Source organism: Shewanella sp. UCD-KL12 (assembly GCF_001957125.1).
Taxonomy (GTDB): Bacteria; Pseudomonadota; Gammaproteobacteria; order Enterobacterales; family Shewanellaceae; genus Shewanella.
Genome location: NZ_MPHJ01000021.1, coordinates 52,225 through 68,732, shown reverse-complemented (window position 1 = coordinate 68,732; position 16,508 = coordinate 52,225). Strand labels below are relative to the sequence as shown.

General features: G+C 43.2%; 17 protein-coding genes. 9 read left to right on the top strand and 8 right to left on the bottom strand.

What is annotated here, in order from left to right; all coding sequences use genetic code 11:
- Positions 1–65 precede the first annotated feature (65 nt).
- The 4 genes from panC (at position 66) to BM736_RS22805 (ending at position 2,773) form a co-directional block, all read left to right on the top strand.
- Positions 66–911 carry a pantoate--beta-alanine ligase gene (panC, locus tag BM736_RS22820; RefSeq protein WP_076416584.1) on the top strand — a complete coding sequence of 282 codons (846 nt, stop codon included), beginning with the start codon at positions 66–68 and terminating at the stop codon, positions 909–911.
- Positions 912–1,348: 437 nt separating this feature from the next.
- On the top strand, positions 1,349–1,918 hold the full coding sequence (locus BM736_RS22815; protein WP_076416583.1) for a DUF4124 domain-containing protein: 570 nt from the start codon (positions 1,349–1,351) through the stop codon (positions 1,916–1,918).
- Positions 1,919–2,014: 96 nt separating this feature from the next.
- The gene (locus tag BM736_RS22810; RefSeq protein ID WP_076416582.1) at positions 2,015–2,419 is read left to right on the top strand and encodes a hypothetical protein; all 405 of its coding nucleotides are present in this window, start codon (positions 2,015–2,017) and stop codon (positions 2,417–2,419) included.
- A gap of 21 nt (positions 2,420–2,440) precedes the next feature.
- Positions 2,441–2,773 (top strand): DUF4144 family protein, encoded by a 333-nt coding sequence (locus BM736_RS22805; RefSeq protein WP_076416581.1) that lies wholly within the window; start codon positions 2,441–2,443, stop codon positions 2,771–2,773.
- 46 nt (positions 2,774–2,819) lie between these two features.
- Here BM736_RS22805 and BM736_RS22800 read toward each other — a convergent pair whose 3' ends face one another.
- The 6 genes from BM736_RS22800 to mpl all read right to left on the bottom strand — a co-directional run bounded on the left by BM736_RS22800 (position 2,820) and on the right by mpl (position 7,955).
- Complete coding sequence (locus tag BM736_RS22800; protein ID WP_076416580.1) at positions 2,820–3,203, bottom strand: hypothetical protein; 384 nt, start codon at positions 3,201–3,203, stop codon at positions 2,820–2,822.
- A gap of 69 nt (positions 3,204–3,272) precedes the next feature.
- Entirely contained in the window at positions 3,273–4,043 is a 771-nt protein-coding gene (locus BM736_RS22795; RefSeq protein ID WP_076416600.1) for an ABC transporter permease, read from the bottom strand.
- A gap of 2 nt (positions 4,044–4,045) precedes the next feature.
- A complete protein-coding gene (locus BM736_RS22790; protein ID WP_076416579.1) occupies positions 4,046–5,029 on the bottom strand; it encodes an ABC transporter ATP-binding protein in 984 nt (327 codons plus the stop codon).
- A 152-nt stretch (positions 5,030–5,181) separates the two neighbouring features.
- Complete coding sequence (hpt, locus tag BM736_RS22785) at positions 5,182–5,712, bottom strand: hypoxanthine phosphoribosyltransferase (RefSeq protein ID WP_076416578.1); 531 nt, start codon at positions 5,710–5,712, stop codon at positions 5,182–5,184.
- Between the two features lie 41 nt (positions 5,713–5,753).
- Complete coding sequence (locus tag BM736_RS22780) at positions 5,754–6,416, bottom strand: flavin prenyltransferase UbiX (RefSeq protein ID WP_076416577.1); 663 nt, start codon at positions 6,414–6,416, stop codon at positions 5,754–5,756.
- A 123-nt stretch (positions 6,417–6,539) separates the two neighbouring features.
- Entirely contained in the window at positions 6,540–7,955 is a 1,416-nt protein-coding gene (gene mpl, locus BM736_RS22775; protein WP_076416576.1) for a UDP-N-acetylmuramate:L-alanyl-gamma-D-glutamyl-meso-diaminopimelate ligase, read from the bottom strand.
- A 360-nt stretch (positions 7,956–8,315) separates the two neighbouring features.
- Here mpl and BM736_RS22770 point away from each other — a divergent pair, with 360 nt between their 5' ends.
- Complete coding sequence (locus BM736_RS22770) at positions 8,316–8,732, top strand: hypothetical protein (protein WP_076416575.1); 417 nt, start codon at positions 8,316–8,318, stop codon at positions 8,730–8,732.
- 330 nt (positions 8,733–9,062) lie between these two features.
- A complete protein-coding gene (locus BM736_RS22765) occupies positions 9,063–10,817 on the top strand; it encodes a leucine-rich repeat domain-containing protein (RefSeq protein ID WP_076416574.1) in 1,755 nt (584 codons plus the stop codon).
- 232 nt (positions 10,818–11,049) lie between these two features.
- Here BM736_RS22765 and BM736_RS22760 read toward each other — a convergent pair whose 3' ends face one another.
- A complete protein-coding gene (locus tag BM736_RS22760; RefSeq protein ID WP_076416573.1) occupies positions 11,050–13,107 on the bottom strand; it encodes a TonB-dependent receptor in 2,058 nt (685 codons plus the stop codon).
- A 169-nt stretch (positions 13,108–13,276) separates the two neighbouring features.
- Here BM736_RS22760 and BM736_RS22755 point away from each other — a divergent pair, with 169 nt between their 5' ends.
- The 3 genes from BM736_RS22755 (at position 13,277) to BM736_RS22745 (ending at position 15,522) form a co-directional block, all read left to right on the top strand.
- Positions 13,277–13,537 carry a hypothetical protein gene (locus BM736_RS22755; RefSeq protein WP_076416572.1) on the top strand — a complete coding sequence of 87 codons (261 nt, stop codon included), beginning with the start codon at positions 13,277–13,279 and terminating at the stop codon, positions 13,535–13,537.
- Entirely contained in the window at positions 13,537–13,839 is a 303-nt protein-coding gene (locus BM736_RS22750; RefSeq protein WP_076416571.1) for a hypothetical protein, read from the top strand. Before BM736_RS22755 ends, BM736_RS22750 begins: the two co-directional genes overlap by 1 nt.
- Before the next feature lie 63 nt (positions 13,840–13,902).
- Entirely contained in the window at positions 13,903–15,522 is a 1,620-nt protein-coding gene (locus BM736_RS22745; protein ID WP_076416570.1) for a PepSY domain-containing protein, read from the top strand.
- A 72-nt stretch (positions 15,523–15,594) separates the two neighbouring features.
- Here the strand turns inward: BM736_RS22745 and BM736_RS22740 are convergent, their stop codons facing one another.
- Positions 15,595–16,245 carry a hypothetical protein gene (locus BM736_RS22740; RefSeq protein ID WP_076416569.1) on the bottom strand — a complete coding sequence of 217 codons (651 nt, stop codon included), beginning with the start codon at positions 16,243–16,245 and terminating at the stop codon, positions 15,595–15,597.
- Positions 16,246–16,508 lie beyond the last annotated feature (263 nt).

Below are 16,508 nucleotides of genomic sequence, written 5' to 3'. Positions count from 1 at the left end.
AAGAGAGATATCGTTGAAATTGAGTGTCTCACCCTGACGCCTTAATTTCAGCGATAGTACAAGCTATGATCACCACACAAGAAATTAAGCAGATACGCGACCAGGTTCGTACTTGGCATGCAAAGGGCGAAACTGTCGCATTTGTGCCTACGATGGGTAACTTGCACTTAGGGCATATCACGTTAATCAAGGAAGCAGTTAAACACGCCGATCATGTGGTCGCTTCTATCTTTGTTAACCCGATGCAATTTGGCCAAAATGAAGATCTTGATGCCTACCCCAGAACCTTAGCTGCAGATCAACAAGCCTTAGTAGAAGCAGGGGCTGAACTACTGTTTACGCCAACACCTGAGATTATCTATCCAAAAGGTATGGGGGAACAAACCTTTGTTGAAGTTCCACAAATTAGCGATGAGCTATGTGGTGCAAGCCGGCCTGGTCACTTTCGCGGCGTAGCCACCATAGTCTGCAAACTGTTTAATATTGTCCAACCTGACTTTGCCCTATTCGGTCGAAAAGATTTTCAACAGCTATTGGTAATTAAAACCATGGTCGAAGATCTCTCTATGCCAATTGAAATTATTGGTGTCGATACTATTCGTGAAGAATCAGGCCTTGCCATGAGTTCACGAAATGGCTACCTAAACTCAGCACAGAAAACCCAAGCGGCAAGCCTTAAACAAGTCATAGATACCATGTCTGAGTCCATCTCAGGCGGCGAGATGATTACCGAAGCTGTTAAAACGGGTACGATAGCACTGACTCAAGCAGGCTTTACTCCTGATTACTTAGAAGTACGCAGCGCCAAAGATCTCTCTATCGCCACAGCTGAGCATAAAGAGCTAGTCATTGTTGCTGCTGCATATATGGGTAACACGCGTCTTATCGATAATCTCAGCTTTAAGCGTTAATCTCACTAGATTGAAATAAAGGGCGCTAAAAGCGCCCTTTATTTTGATTACTACATAGTAAAACTAACTCTAACATCTGCTTTTTCTGACAATTAAATCTGAATATAACTCCCCCTCCCTTTGAAACTGGTTTTATCAAACAAGATAAGCCATAGTATTGTCAGTCGCTCTTTGTTATGAATCAGCTTTAATACCGATAGGTATTGTGCCAATTTCTATTAAGGGCTAGTTGTAATTAGTTATAATAAATTATCTAAATAAGGCTGAATATTACCGCCTTAAAGTAGTAACAAAGCTGTTAGAATAACAATGATTCAAGATCTCGATTGAAAGGATGTTTGGGCTACCACCCAATACTCAATCGATAATACCAGTTCCAAAGTTGATTCGTGACTTAGGAGTTGTGATTTTAGGCAACACAGAGGAAGTATAGCCAGATGGCAAGAGCGTCAAACATAAGTGTAAAACGATTTCCCCTTCCCCAACTTCATATTGGCATAGTGACGTTGAGTTGCCTGCTTTTTATGCTTATGTCTAATTCTGCTCATGCCAACAGTATTTATCGCTGTGTTAAAGGTGAAAAAATTGTCTTCAGTCAGACTATATGCCCAAAAGAATTTCGCCAGCATAAGATTGAATATGAGCTTGGGATAACCACAGAAACTGACTCAGATAAGCGTGAAAGGAAAACCGACCCGCTACAGGCTCTGCTTAGTAAGCAAACGCTTTCCAAAGAAAAGTTACTCTCTTTAGTCAATAGCGAAATCTATCGCCTTAACCAAGAGAAAAGCTATTTCGATATTCTTAAAGCCAGTGAATTGCAAAAAATTGAACGTAAGCGGTATTGGGAAAAAAAGGACAAGGATGACCCAAGCTATTTAGCTGAGGTTGAAGAGATGAGTCTCTACTTTCAAGAGCTAACAGATAACAATCAACAGACTGTTGAGTTACTAAAAGCACGTAAGGCACAAATTGAGGAAGCACCAGCGGAGCTGCAGGAGAAGTAATTGTGATCCGCTAAGCAAAAGCTTAAAAACCAATGCTGTAAACTCAATCTATGCTCAATAACCCTTAACCCTCGAAGTTTACAGCTTCTCCTTTATATGAAAAAACTCACCTACCTCACGATCTTGGTTTTTGGCTTACTTCTTGGCACTATCACCGCTTATTTCACCCTGCAACATGTCATTGCCACACGTGGCGGCATGGGAATGCATGGATTTGTTGATAAAGCTCACCAAGCACTACAGCAACCTGAAACGCTTGATATGTTAATCTGTAGTAAGCTCGCCATGGACAATGGTAAGAAGATAGATAATATGCGCCTTAACCTGACGCTCAATCAAGCCTTGCAGGCTTTAGATAATGGTGAGATGCGCGCCTTCTATATCTTAGTTTATGTTAAAGGCTATGCCTTCGGTATGGCCGACTCCATCGCCGATAAGCAAGCCGCCTTCGAGCAGTATCGATGCAAAAAGCAGTTCCCTTGGCTGTTAAGTCGGCGATAAAGCTGTGGAGGAAAAGGTATTATGAACTATGAAGTTAACGAGCAAATAACTTGGCCCGCGGTTATTATCCACAAGGGTCAAGCTGAATTACTGTATTTAGCGTCTAATGAAGACTGGCTGGAGCAGGCTCAAGGACATATTGAAGCTAATGCAAATTTGCTAGATTCCACTGGATCTCTGTATCGGTTCAATCAAAACCACTGGCAGCTATCGACAGAAGTCATCTCACAGGCAGATCTCATTGAACGAGTCAGACAGCATGCCAGTACCCTTGGACACTGCTGCACCGCAAAACTGGGCGCGGACACACTCAAACAAATATTTGAGATCATAAAGTATTTGGAAGAGAACTAGGGCCGGTTATTTCGTTGTTATCATTATTTCCGCTGTTTCTATTATATTAGTCCCGCCAGTCGAATACCTTGCCATTTTTCATAATCACCTGCAGCATACGGCCATCCTCTCCTTGATATACCCATTGCTCACCGCCACGACCCGACCTATGTACAGCATCTGGTTCACCACGGCTTTTGAGCACGGCTTTCTCACTCATACCGATAGCAACCTCATTGCTGTTAATCAGCTTACGTTCTTCATCTGAGAAATCACTTTTAATATTTTCAATAATAGCCACTTCAGTTTGGCTATCCACCACCTCACACAAGTGATCTTGAAACACTATCTTACCGTCAACCTCACATTGATAGATCTTAGCTTGGCTATCTTGAGAGAAACAAAGGCTTGCAAGGAGCAGCAAGCCATACATCATCAAACTGGGTTTCATTTTACTTCCTTGTTATATATGTGTTCCTTGGCGTTATACCGAGGAACGCTAGGCATTCTTATAGCATGGTCAACTACGCAGGCCTATGCCACGGCTAATAAGGTAATACGCTAACGTCCACAGAGAGACACAAAAGCCAACCATTACCGCAATAGAAAATGGCACACTCATATCTGCGTAACCTAAGAAACCATAGCGGAATACATTAATCATATATACCACAGGATTTAGCTGAGACACGCCTTGCCAAAAATCTGGTAGCAGAGATAACGAATAAAAAACGCCCCCTAAGTAGGTCAGTGGCGTCAGGACAAACGTAGGAACGATACTGATATCATCATAGCTTTTAGCAAACACCGCGTTAATTAGGCCACCTAGCGCAAACAAAATAGATGTAAGCAGCACTGTGATAGCCACTAGACCTGCATGATGTAGCGTGATATCAACGAAGAACATAGCCACTAAGGTAACAATCGTGCCGACACATAAACCTCGCGCAACACCGCCCCCAACATAGCCAGCAATCATCACATAATGGGGGACAGGAGCCACAATCAACTCTTCAAGATTACGCTGAAACTTAGCGCTAAAAAATGAGGAGGCCACATTTGAGTATGAAGCGGTTATCACCGACATCATAATCAAACCTGGTGCGATGAACTCCATATAACTCACACCACCCATCTCACCAATTCGTTTACCGACTAAGTTACCAAAGATAAAAAAATAGAGCGTCATACTGATGGCTGGAGGCACTAGAGTCTGCACCCAGATACGGGTAAAGCGATTTATCTCTTTGGTTAGAATACTTTTAAATGCCGTGGCATACAGGGCTCTCATATTCATGCTGATGCCTCCTTGCTATCTGATGCCGTATTGCTGGCCTCAATAGAGCCTTTCTCAACAAGCTCTACGAATAACTCTTCCAAACGATTCGCCTTGTTACGCATTGATAAAACCTGGATCCTTTGCTCAGACAGTTGTGAGAATACGCTATTGATGCTTTGCTCTTTAGCGACATCAACCTCTAGTGTGTGGCCATCAGTCAAGCGGCACACCATCCCCTCTAGTGTCGGGGCAGTGCTTAAGTCACTGCCTAAATCTAAGATAAATGTCTCAAGATTTAAACGGCTCAGCAGGGATTTCATGCTGGTACACTCAACCAAAACCCCCTTATCGATAATGCCAATATTACGGCACAACATCTCAGCCTCTTCCAAGTAGTGCGTCGTCAAGATGATAGTGACACCTTGAGCATTCAGTTCAGTGAGAAAAGTCCACATAGAGCGACGCAGCTCAATATCTACACCCGCCGTAGGCTCATCTAAGATAAGTAGTTGAGGCTCATGCATCAAAGCTCTGGCGATCATTAGACGCCGCTTCATACCACCAGACAGTGCGCGCGCAGGGCTGTCTCTCTTCTCCCATAAATCCAACTGAGTCAGGTACTTCTTTGCTCGTACCAAGGCTTCTGCGCGTGATACACCATAATAGCCCGCCTGATTGACGACTATCTGTAATACCTTTTCAAACTGGTTAAAGTTGAACTCTTGCGGAACGAGCCCTATTGTCAATTTAGCCAAATCGAGCTCTTTGTCGATATCGTACTCAAACACAGAGACCTTGCCTGATGTTTTTTGCACAAGTGAGCTGATCACACCAATAGTTGTCGACTTCCCGGCACCATTGGGCCCAAGTAGCGCGAAGAAATCGCCCTTTTCAACCGTCAAACTGATCCCTTTTACCGCCTCGACGCCACCTTTATACGTTTTCTTTAGATCTCGGATCTCGAGGGCATAGGCCGAGGAATTATCTTTGTTTTCCATGTGCATCCTAATTCCAGTGATTAACTGGGAAGAAAAATATCTGTTCCACTAAACAGCATATATATATTGGGACATATGCTTAAAAAAAAACCCGCCGAGGGCGGGATTTTTAAAATAAACTCGCTCAATTAAGCGTTATACCGGTTAACCTCTTACTCAGCAGGGATCACTTTAGCGATATACGGCAGGTTACGATACTGCTCGGCATAGTCGATACCATAGCCAACAATAAACTCATCTGGAATGGTCATACCGACAAAATCGACAGGAACCGGAATTTCACGACGCTCAGGCTTATCGAGAAGCGTACAAAGAGCAAGGCTTTTTGGATCACGCAGCAGTAACATTTCACGGATCTTATTAAGGGTATTTCCTGAATCAATAAGATCTTCAACAATCAGTACATCACGCCCCTTGATGTCAGACTGCACATCTTTGAGAATTTTCACTTCACGTGTACTGGTCATCTCATTGCCGTAGCTAGATACCGACATGAAGTCGATCTCAACATGGCCTTTAATACGGCGGCATAGATCAGCCATAAAAACCACTGAACCTTTTAATAAGCCAACCATCAACAGGCGCTCACTATTAGCGTAATGCGCGTTAATTTTCTCGGCTAACTGGTCTAGTGTTTGATCTATCTCTGCTGTAGAGATCATCTCTTCAATCGTGTGTTTCATAACCTTCTCAACTTTGCTTTCGACTGACTCAATAAAGGGTCTTATGTATCGCAATCCTCGGGGCTATTTTTGTCATAACCCCAACGATTTGTTAAATCATGCTCAATGCCCAAATGGTCAAGAATTCGGGCGACCATGAAGTTTACCAGATCTTGAACCGATTTGGGATCATGATAAAAGCCCGGTGCTGCAGGCATTATGGTCGCACCTAGCTTAGAGAGTGACAACATATGCTCTAAGTGTATGCTACTAAAGGGAGTTTCCCTTGGTACTAAAATAAGCTGACCACGTTCTTTAATCACCACATCGGCAGCACGTTCTAGCAAGCTATTACTCATTCCCGTTGCTACTGCGGCTAAGGTGCCTGTGCTACAAGGGCAGATCACCATCTGCTTAGGCGCTGCAGAACCGGAAGCAGGCGGTGAAAACCACTCATCTTTGCCTAATACATGCAGCGAACCTTGCAGTGATGCCCCTGATTTTGTGGCAAATAATGCCAGTAGCTGCGCCTGTGCTTTAGCGCTATTAGCACTGAGTTTTACGTCTTCTTCTGTCGCGAGTACGACTCGAGCAGCGCTGGAGATCATTAAAAAAACTTGATAGTCAGCAGCTAACAAGCATTCGAGCAGTTTAAGTCCATAAGGCGCGCCAGAGGCACCGGTCCAGGCTAAACTTATCGACTTTTGCTTTTTGGGGTAACTCATAAAATCTCAATAATTGTTATTAGCGGTTAGTGTTAAGCCGTAAGCTTAAGAGCAAGTATAGAAGATAGGTTTAACCCATATTCCAATCATATCGCTTAAAGCTTAAACCAATCACTCACAAGTTTAATCGTTTAGCTTTTTCAGCAGTTTCTTATGTAGCCCACCAAAACCACCGTTACTCATAACAATAATGGTATCACCACTTTTAGCATGACTCGCAACTGTTTCAACAATCTCATCGATGTCATAAAGTACAGATACTGGCATTGTGGCTTTATCCATCGCCGCCTTAACATCCCAATCGATACTGTCAGCCTGATAGAGGTATGCTTCATCTGCAAGTTGCATCGAGTCAGCTAAGGTATCTTTATGCACGCCGCTTTTCATTGTATTAGAACGAGGCTCTAAAATAATCGTAATCTTACCTTCGCCAACTTTGGCACGGCAGCCCTGTAACGTTGTGGCAATAGCTGTAGGATGGTGAGCAAAATCATCATAAACCGAGACACCATTAACTTCGCCAATAAGTTCCATACGACGCTTGGGCGGCTCAAACTGTGCTAATGCTTGAATTGCTGACTCAGGTTTTACACCAACATGTCGGGCAGCTGCAATGGCCATTGTGGCATTTTCAACATTGTGCTGACCGATTAACTGCCAATCTAAAATCCCCTGAGATATGCCATCTAAGCAGACTTCAAACTTATGTCCATCTTCAGCAATTAACTTACTCGACCAAGTACCTTTACTGTTTGCAATAGCAGGCGCTTTACTGCCCACTACGTCATGAGCTGTTTTTCGACTATATGTCTCTTGTTCGCTCCAGCAGCCCATATCCATCACCTGTTGAACCGCTTCACTCTCTTGCGGCCAAATAACCTTACCTTCACCGGGAACAGTACGAATAACATGATTAAATTGACGTTGAATGGCTTTCAAATCATCGAAGATATCGGCGTGGTCAAACTCAAGGTTATTAATCACTAAAGTGCGTGGCTGATAGTGAACAAATTTAGATCGTTTATCGAAGAAGGCACTATCATACTCATCGGCCTCAACCACAAAAAATGGCGAACCACCTATCCGCGCCGATACACCGAAATTTTGCGGTACGCCACCAATCAAAAAGCCTGGTTCATAACCACAATCTTCTAATATCCATGCCAACATGCTCGAAGTAGAGGTTTTGCCATGGGTACCGGAGATAGCCAATACCCAGCGGTTTTTCAAAATATGTTCCGCTAAGAATTGCGGTCCTGATGTATAAGCAATACCGCGATTTAACACAGCTTCCACGCAGTCATTACCACGGCTCATCGCATTGCCGATGACAACTAAATCAGGCGCATCATCCTCACCGTGACCAAGCTGGATTGGGTCAAAACCTTGGATGAGTTCAATTCCCTGCTCTTCGAGCTGGGTACTCATAGGTGGGTAGACATTTGTATCACTACCTGTGACTCTATGACCTTCGGCCCTAGCGAGTAAGGCTAAGCCTCCCATAAAGGTGCCGCAGATCCCTAAGATGTGTACATGCATGGTGTTGACTCTGATGAGGAATAATCGCAGCTATTCTATCGATAAGGAGCGCTATTGTCAGTTAACAATGGTTTAAATAACTTTACAGACTCATTGTTACTACAACTCTTAAAACCTATTCACCTTGAATGAGTTTGCCCATAAGCACTCAGGCGAGATAACTTTCTTATACTGATTGGAGTTTCTCACAGTTCAAAATTTCACCTACCCCCTTGTAACCTTTTGAAAATAGATATAAGTTTAAATCTATGGGATTGAGTTTCTCAAGTATTGGACCCAATACATGCAATGACAGTAAGCGAATAAAGGAGCTATGGTCGACTGCTCTCAGGACGGGACAGATCATTAGAAAAAGGAATTATGAAAGTTACCTATGTTGCCCTCGGCATTATCGGTTTTTGTCTTCTCTTTATGACCTCTGCGTCATGGGGTTATGTAGATAGAAAAGAGCTAGAGATCCAGCAAGAGTTATTGAGCATCACCCCTTTAGGGACTCGGTTTAGCGACACAACTGAAACCATTCAGGCTCAATTTGAAGGATTACGCATGGTGGAGTTAGTTGCACCAGAAAAAGTATATGCTGATTACAAGAGTGTTGCTAAACGCTCAGCTGCGCCCAATGGCGGATCATATCTGGCCTATGAGCTTGGTTGGTACCCGTCGAAATATATCATCGAGAAGAAAGCCGTGTATGCGGTTCTATACTTTGATGAACGTGGGAAGTTAGTTGAAGTCGAGGTCGTCAAACAGATAGATGGCTTTATTTGGAATAGCTAATCAACACTAGCTCCCCCTACAATATGTTTTGTTTTCTACCAACAAGCTCAACTTGTCAGTAAACAGCTGCAACTAAGTATCAGTTGCAGCTTCTATTGTTAACATCCCTCCCATAAATATCTGAGCTCTTTAATCTAATGCTCTAGCTCTAGTTTAGAGAAAATGATTGAGTTTCCTCTCGTAATCATGTCCAAATTTCATTACCATCCCCCAGTTCACACATAGCATTAATCCATTGTTTCATAACAATAAACATGTCTTTCACTTACTGGTTAACTGGCAACTGTGCAACAACACCACTCGGCAACAAGAGCAAAGGAACAACATTTAATGAGATCTTCGAAATTTACTAGCTGCTTACTGAGCCTACCTCTTATTGCGCTATCCGCTTGTTCTATCCTTCAAGGACCAAGCTTTGTAAGTGATCTTAAATTTAAAGATCCCAATTTTGCAGCTTGTGTGCAGCAGAACGGGCAACTAGAGCTAGCAAATATTACAGAGCTTGTTTGTAATGACCAAGACATCCATTCAGTTGATGAGATCCGCTATATGCCAGCGCTGACAGATTTAGTGCTGCTTAAAAATGGGATATCAACAATAGATGTCAGTGATCAGCCTAATTTAGAGCGGCTTATACTGGGAGATAATCAACTAACGACTATTGATGTCTCAACGAATCCTCAACTAAGAACCCTCAATGTGTCTGGTAACAAGCTTACTCAACTTGATATAAGTAAAAACCCTCAACTCAAAAGCTTATATGCCTATAGAATGCCAATACAGCACCTTGATGTTTCAAATCAACCACAGCTTAGAGATCTAGGGCTTAGTCGACACAAACTCAGTACGATTGACGTAACAAATAACCCAGCGCTTAGACAATTAAACCTCTCTGTGGGTCAGCTAACTCAGCTTGATTTAACCAGTAATCCAATACTCAGCCACCTCTATCTGGCAAGCAATCAGCTCAGCGAGTTAGATATCAGTGCAAATCCTGCATTAAAGGTTTTCAACGTTAGAAATAACCAATTAAGCAGATTACTACTGAGCAACAACCCTCAGCTTACCGAGCTCAAAGCCGATTATAATCAGCTTATTAACTTAGATGTTAGCCAGAACACAGCGCTAACGTCTCTGGAACTGAACAATAACCGCCTAACAGGCTTAGATCTATCAAATCAAGTTCAACTGGAAAAACTCACCGCATTCAATAACCCACTGCAAAGTCTTACTCTGCATGATAACAATGAGATAAAAATGCTCTCAGTCGAAGGGACCCCTTTCGCCTTAGCCACTCAAAGTCAGAGCCAAGAGCAGTCAATATCACAAACGCTCTCCCCAAGAGTCAGCATCATAGAAGCTGGGCTAATTAGCCAAAAAGGGTCTCAATATGATGTTTTTCCGACGCAATTAGTGACCCCCTCTATTGGCCAGTATATTGGCTTTCGTTACGGAGTGAGTTTACCTAAAGGCAGCGCTGGTAAGCCAGATCCTAAGCTTGCCAATCAAAATCAATTTCCAATCACTGTACGAATGACACACCCGGAAATCATCAACCCGAATACAGGTAAAGGCTTTAAGGTTTCTAGCTGGACAGATACCATGTTTAAACACGATCGTAACTTGGCCATGTGGTACTTCGGTGAAGCCTATGAAATGGTGACAGGACGTTGGACTTTAGAGGTTATCTATCGTGACTCTGTCGTCGCAAAAAAGTCATTCATGTTGGTCAACATGGACGAGGAGCCAGAACTTAGCAGCAAACAAGCACAAGCAATTCAACAAGGGCTTACGTTAGCAAAGTTGGTCAAACAGGGAGAGACGATTATCTGTGCTCAGGAAAAGTATCGCGCTTGTCTTGGGTTTGACTCTGCCAATAGCTGTGAAGTCAATATCAGCCCCTTTAGAGAGCAATGCCAGCAATCTGCTTTTAAGGCGTTACAGCGCGCTGAGTTGACCAGCGATATCTCGGCAACGGAGCACCTGAGAAAATATTTCAGCCATTACACCGCATGCATGGGCGCTAATTACATACAAACCTCAGCGCTAAATCCTAAAGAGGTTGGTAGCTGCCTTAGCTTGTAACATAAGTAGGGGGAGTTGGAGATTGAAGACCCCTCTCCTTAACTCGTTACAGTGCAATAGCACTGACTCCCCCAATTGACTCTCTCAGCTTCTAATATGATGACCCTCTTTGACGTGCTATCTAGCTCAACTCAGTTCCCCCACAACTTAGAAGTTCTAGGTCTCATTGAAAGGAGCCTTATCAGGTCAAACTTAGAGTGGCACCGGCATTCACACCCCGCCACTCATTAGCTTAAAAGCTGTAAGTTACATTAACGCCTATATTTCTCGGATCAACAATGGCTGCATATCCGTCTGGGTAACGTCGACCTGCCGGTTCTGTTACCGTAATGGCTTGCTCGTCGAATAGGTTATTCACAAATCCACTGATCCGCCACGCGTCATTCTGGTAATCGATATTAATGCGGCTAATAACATAATCGCCAGCAATCCTTTCCTCAGAGTTATTGATATCACTATAGTATTCACCCACATAGTTACCAGACATGCCAAAAGTCAGCTCATCACTGAACCAGTATTTCACCCCTAAATTGGCCGTCAAACCTGGTGTAGAGTTAAGTTCATTACCGATAATGTCACCATAACTGGGATCTGCAGATTTAATCTCGCTCTGCAGTAAACCAAGACCCGATAGAAGCTGCCAGTTGTCACTTAACATAGCGTTAAGCTCCACCTCTAGTCCCGATGTCACTGCCTCATCGATATTAGTGATCCGGCGTTCACTGTTTGACGCTTGGTAACCATCGAAGTTGTTATAAAACAGGTTGGCACTCAAGTTGATGTTACCGCCATTAAAGCTACTGCGAGAACTCAACTCATAGGTATCAACAGACTCCTCATCATAATAGTAATAAAGGTTATCAAATGAGAGCGCCCCGCCACCTGCGTTGTAACCCTTGCGGGCACTCGCAGCCAGAGTCGTATTGTCACTCACAGCATATTGCAATACTAACTTTGGTAAGGTGACAGTATTGCTTGTATCAAGCTTTTCATCGATATCTTCACCTTGCATCTGCATGGCAAAATTACGTGTCTGCTCATCGTGCATCACCCGGCCGCCAACTGTCAGCTTCAGTACCGGAGTCATCGCATAGGTGATCTCGCCATAGACTGATTGCGAAGTACTTGAGTCATCTCCACCATAGGTAAAGCCACCGACACTGTTAAAGTCTTGCGTCCTTTCATAGTAAGCAAGCCCTACAAAACCATTCAATACAGCATCGTTTAAACCAAAGCTATATTTGCCGTCTACGGTGTAGCTTTTATCATCCATAACAACATTTTGCTGGCGCTCTTTTACCGCTTCATACGACTCGAAACCCCACTGATAATCCATATATGCAACGAGTAAGTCGAGCGATTGGCCTTCACTTAATTGGTAATCAAACTTGAGTGAATGGGTATTAGACTTAGTATCCATATAGCGACTAGAGATAGGCTTAAATGCCCAAGGGTCATCCGCAGTATAGAACTGTCTGCCTGTGTTACCCTTCTCATTATTGTAGGAGTAACTGTAAAGCACTTTCAATGCCTCTAAAGCTGTTGGTTCCCACAGTAGCTTAGCCCGCCAACGGTTAGTTTTAAGCTCGTTGGTATCTTTAGTCGCTGGGTTAGTGTCAAAGTTCAGCGGTTGGCTGAAGTTCTCTCCAGTCACATTCTGACCCGTCAGCCTAAATGCCAACTGATCATCCATTATTGGGCCTGATAACATCACAGCACTATCGATATAGTTATCTTGATCGCGATAGCCAATACGCGCAGCGCCACTCCAATCAAAAGTAGGATCGAGTGTCTTGATAAAAACAGTGCCGCCTATGCTGTTACGTCCATTAATGGTTGATTGCGGTCCACGAAAAACTTCTATCTGCTGAATATCCCAAAGGCCTGTATCACCCGTTAAATCCGCCACAAATGGCTCAGCGACACCATCGACTAAGGTTGAAACCCTGGCTTTTGCTCCACCTGTAAAGGAGTTGAAACCGCCTGCGGCGCCATTACCTGTCACACCGCGAATATCAGGCACTGAACCTGAAAGCGCAACAACGTTAGGGATTTCAGAAAGTGCACTATTGACTGACAGATACTGACCACTATCTAGCGTTTCTTTATCAATAACTGACACCGAGGAGGTGGTGTCTTTTAAACTTCGTTCCACTTTTTCACCATGAACAGTGATCACCTCGATGGATTTTACCTGCTCAATATTATCATCAGCGTAGGCTGTCGATAGCATTGGACTGCATAGCAAAGCGGTGGCGATAAGACGCTTATTAAACTTCCTGTTTTCCATGAATACCTCAGACTTCAAATAAGTAAACTTCATCATGACTTTGTAAAGTCGAACAATTTACTTTAAACCTTGACTTAACGCAATTGCGAATCAATAGCATTTACATTAACATCTGTATCGATATTTATAACTGTTAACTCGATCTAGAAATAGGAGAAAATACCCGCTTATGTTTTACTTTTCGGCAGTTCTATTAACCCTATTTGGCGCCATACTTATTTACCTCACTAACCGGCATCAGATGCTTATAAACAGTGAGTTACCTAAGCCTGTGCGTCAGGTTGGCTACAGCCTGTTTGTTATGGCGCTATTATCTTGGTTACAAGTTCTCACCACCGCTGCTGCCGTTTTTACTTGGCTATTTACCTGTATCACCCTGTTAACCCTCATGCCATTTTTCTCCTTGATAATTAAGGGAAAGCAATCCTAATGACTCGATTACGTCAAGATGAAAAAATCCAACCCCACTGGTGGCAAAAAAGCTTAACAGCCTCAGTGCTAGGGCTAACTCTGGCCTATGCATTGGTGGCTATTTTTGCCTGGTTCGGTCCCGGTGGAATAGATGCCGAGATGAAAGTGCAATTTAATATGTGGCTCGTCAGCCTGTTGTGGATGCCAATATTAGCTTTCAGTTTTATGTTTAAAACTGGGGCTAAGACATTTATTTACTTACTCTCTGCCAATGTTTCAGCTTACCTTCTATACGGAGTATTGAAGTGGTTTTCACTATGAAGGCTCTCTGTAAACCATTGTTATTTCAGGCTAGACCAATGCTATTTACTCAAGAGGAAAAAAATGAAGATTCGCAGTGATATCCTAAGAACCTACCAGTCAATCCATACTTGGACTGGGATCATTGCAGGACTCGTGTTATTTATTGGTTTCTATGCAGGCTCATTGACTATGTTTAAGCCGCAGATAGAACAATGGGCTTCACCTCCAGCCCAGCATTTACCACAAGTTCCAACGGAACACTTAGATCAATTAGTCGAAAAATCATTAAGCCAATACAATAATGCTCAGCAGGATTTTATCATCAACTTTGATGAACACAAGTCGCCGATGAGCTGGTATGAAAGTGGCGGCGGACGTGGTATCAGACTCGATGACAGCTTGATGCATGCCAGCCTCTCAGACTCAGGTTCGCTGATAACTCAGACTAGTGGCACTAACGAACTGGGTAACCTAATCGATCAACTGCATCGCACTGCTGGGATCATGGGAAAAGTCGGCCATGAAGATCTGGGGGTACTTATATTAGGCGTTGCGGCACTGCTCTATTTTCTTGCCTTAGTGTCGGGGGTGATCTTTTTGCTACCGACGCTAACAAAAAGTCTGTTTGCTCTGCGTAAAAACAAGGGGGCTAATCGCTTTTGGCTCGACAGTCACAACTTAGTCGGCGTTTTAAGCTTACCCTTCCATCTGATCATCGCTTGGACAGTAGTGGTATTCGCCTTTCATGATCTCTTTTATGGCGGTTTAAGCATTATATATGGTGATAAACCTTTGTTTGAGCCTAGAGAGAAATCAACGATTGAATACTCAGTGGCTGATCTGCCCTCTATAAACCATTATATGGACACGGTTTATCAGCAAGTTGATGGCTATACCATTAGCAGCATGGACTTTTCAAAACTATCCTCCACTAGCCCTGCTGTTGCCATTAAGCTTGTGTCAGATACTCAGATGATGCGCGGGGGCTTCAGTGACTTCATCTACATGAACCCTTATACCTTTGAGGTTCAGTACAGTACGATTCCAAACAGCAAAGACGGAGCATATGGGCCTATAGTCAATAGCTTCTTCAGTCTACACTTCGGTAATTATGCGGGTAATTTTGGTCGTTGGCTCTACTTTGCAATGGGATTGTTAGGCGCTTTTCTTTTTTACAGCGGCAACTTGCTTTGGCTAGAGAAGCGTCGACAGAAACAGCAAGAGCAAACCAAGGCTAGTAAGGTAATGTCAGCGTTAACAATAGGTGTTGCACTTGGTTCAATGTTAGGTGTTAGCTTAGCGATGCTTTCAAGTAAGTGGCTTTATCTGTTTAACTTTGAAGTCAATAACCATTACCTGTTCATCTATTACACGAGTTTCTTGTTGGCCATCGGTTATAGCTTTATTCGCGGTGCAGCACTGTCAGCAATTCACTTACTCTACTTGCTAACCTTGAGTTGTTTGCTGATCCCTCTAACGTCATTAATGAGCTTTGTGCTCCCTGGGTTATGGCCAGCTTCATCGCTAAGTGGGGTGACCATAGAGCTGATGGCACTACTCTTTGCTGCAGCCTTTTATTTTACCGCGAAGAAAACTAAGCACCGCGCCTACTTTGGCGAGCGCAACAGTATCTGGGCTTTGGATACTTTAAAAACAAAAGAAACTGAAATACAAACTGAAGCAGTAATTACTGAAAGATAAACTGAAAGCAAGGTGGGGCAAGGTTATGCCCTACCTTTTATAAGTCTAATAACCTTGTAGCAGATACTAGAGTTACTCCTGATGAGGCGTAAAATGGCTCCCTAAATAACGCCGAGCATGGAGTATTGCCAAACCAATTAAGGGCAGGAGCATAGTAAATTTCCCACCAATAAACATAAAATCAATAAGGATCAAGGTAGACAAAAACAACATTTTCTCATCAAACTCAGCTTTTTGGTTATCACCGACAAGCACTAGGGAAATAATACTAATACCAAAGAGGAAGGTGAACGTATTCAATACACTAGAAACTCTTAACTTTTCAACTCTTAAGCTTTTTCCTTCCGAGTTACCTGTATTATTCAGCTGTTCATTTTTCTGATATGCAGCTTGATATGTCGTCCTGCTGGCCGCTGAATACTGTGAAATACCGCTAACGCTGGAAAATTCATTGGCGTGATTAAGCTCAAGTGCAGATGACTTAGCCGAAGTGACTTGCCTGTTAGCTCTCTGCTCCTCGCTAACTTGCCCCTGCTTTCTCAGCTTAGAAAAGGAAACCCGCGTACTCTCCTCAAAATGTCGGCCGTAGGCTTGCTCTGTACCATAAAGGTGAGCTTGCTCTGAACTCGATATGCTGGCGAGTTTACTACTATATATGTTGACCATAACAAAGCAGCTAACGACAACTATGCCTAGCAACAGATTTCTTTTTATCGAATACATACCAACTCCTTAGCACTTACGATTGTCTTCAAGCAGAGAGCTAGCAACTTGAATTGGCCAATAGCATGAGTATAGTCAAGGTAAATCAAGATGAAACAATTACGGAACCATTTAATAACATCTTGATATCTTGTTATTCGAAAGACAATCTATTTGACTGTGAAGTTACAATTTGATGCAGCAATATAGCGTCGGCAGGCATTCAGTACAGCTATGGAGCAACTCATTTGCTCTCAGCTAAAATCTCAACGCCTTCTATACTG

Bases quoted from the DNA above. Each gene is read 5' to 3' on its own strand.
- BM736_RS22760 (WP_076416573.1), bottom strand. From the start codon at position 13,107: ATGGAAAACAGGAAGTTTAATAAGCGTCTTATCGCCACCGCTTTGCTA.
- panC (WP_076416584.1), top strand. From the start codon at position 66: ATGATCACCACACAAGAAATTAAGCAGATACGCGACCAGGTTCGTACT.
- BM736_RS22770 (WP_076416575.1), top strand. From the start codon at position 8,316: ATGAAAGTTACCTATGTTGCCCTCGGCATTATCGGTTTTTGTCTTCTC.
- BM736_RS22755 (WP_076416572.1), top strand. From the start codon at position 13,277: ATGTTTTACTTTTCGGCAGTTCTATTAACCCTATTTGGCGCCATACTT.
- BM736_RS22740 (WP_076416569.1), bottom strand. From the start codon at position 16,245: ATGTATTCGATAAAAAGAAATCTGTTGCTAGGCATAGTTGTCGTTAGC.
- BM736_RS22780 (WP_076416577.1), bottom strand. From the start codon at position 6,416: ATGAGTTACCCCAAAAAGCAAAAGTCGATAAGTTTAGCCTGGACCGGT.
- BM736_RS22800 (WP_076416580.1), bottom strand. From the start codon at position 3,203: ATGAAACCCAGTTTGATGATGTATGGCTTGCTGCTCCTTGCAAGCCTT.
- BM736_RS22795 (WP_076416600.1), bottom strand. From the start codon at position 4,043: ATGAGAGCCCTGTATGCCACGGCATTTAAAAGTATTCTAACCAAAGAG.
- BM736_RS22750 (WP_076416571.1), top strand. From the start codon at position 13,537: ATGACTCGATTACGTCAAGATGAAAAAATCCAACCCCACTGGTGGCAA.
- BM736_RS22810 (WP_076416582.1), top strand. From the start codon at position 2,015: ATGAAAAAACTCACCTACCTCACGATCTTGGTTTTTGGCTTACTTCTT.
- mpl (WP_076416576.1), bottom strand. From the start codon at position 7,955: ATGCATGTACACATCTTAGGGATCTGCGGCACCTTTATGGGAGGCTTA.
- BM736_RS22805 (WP_076416581.1), top strand. From the start codon at position 2,441: ATGAACTATGAAGTTAACGAGCAAATAACTTGGCCCGCGGTTATTATC.
- BM736_RS22745 (WP_076416570.1), top strand. From the start codon at position 13,903: ATGAAGATTCGCAGTGATATCCTAAGAACCTACCAGTCAATCCATACT.
- BM736_RS22765 (WP_076416574.1), top strand. From the start codon at position 9,063: ATGAGATCTTCGAAATTTACTAGCTGCTTACTGAGCCTACCTCTTATT.
- BM736_RS22815 (WP_076416583.1), top strand. From the start codon at position 1,349: ATGGCAAGAGCGTCAAACATAAGTGTAAAACGATTTCCCCTTCCCCAA.
- BM736_RS22790 (WP_076416579.1), bottom strand. From the start codon at position 5,029: ATGGAAAACAAAGATAATTCCTCGGCCTATGCCCTCGAGATCCGAGAT.
- hpt (WP_076416578.1), bottom strand. From the start codon at position 5,712: ATGAAACACACGATTGAAGAGATGATCTCTACAGCAGAGATAGATCAA.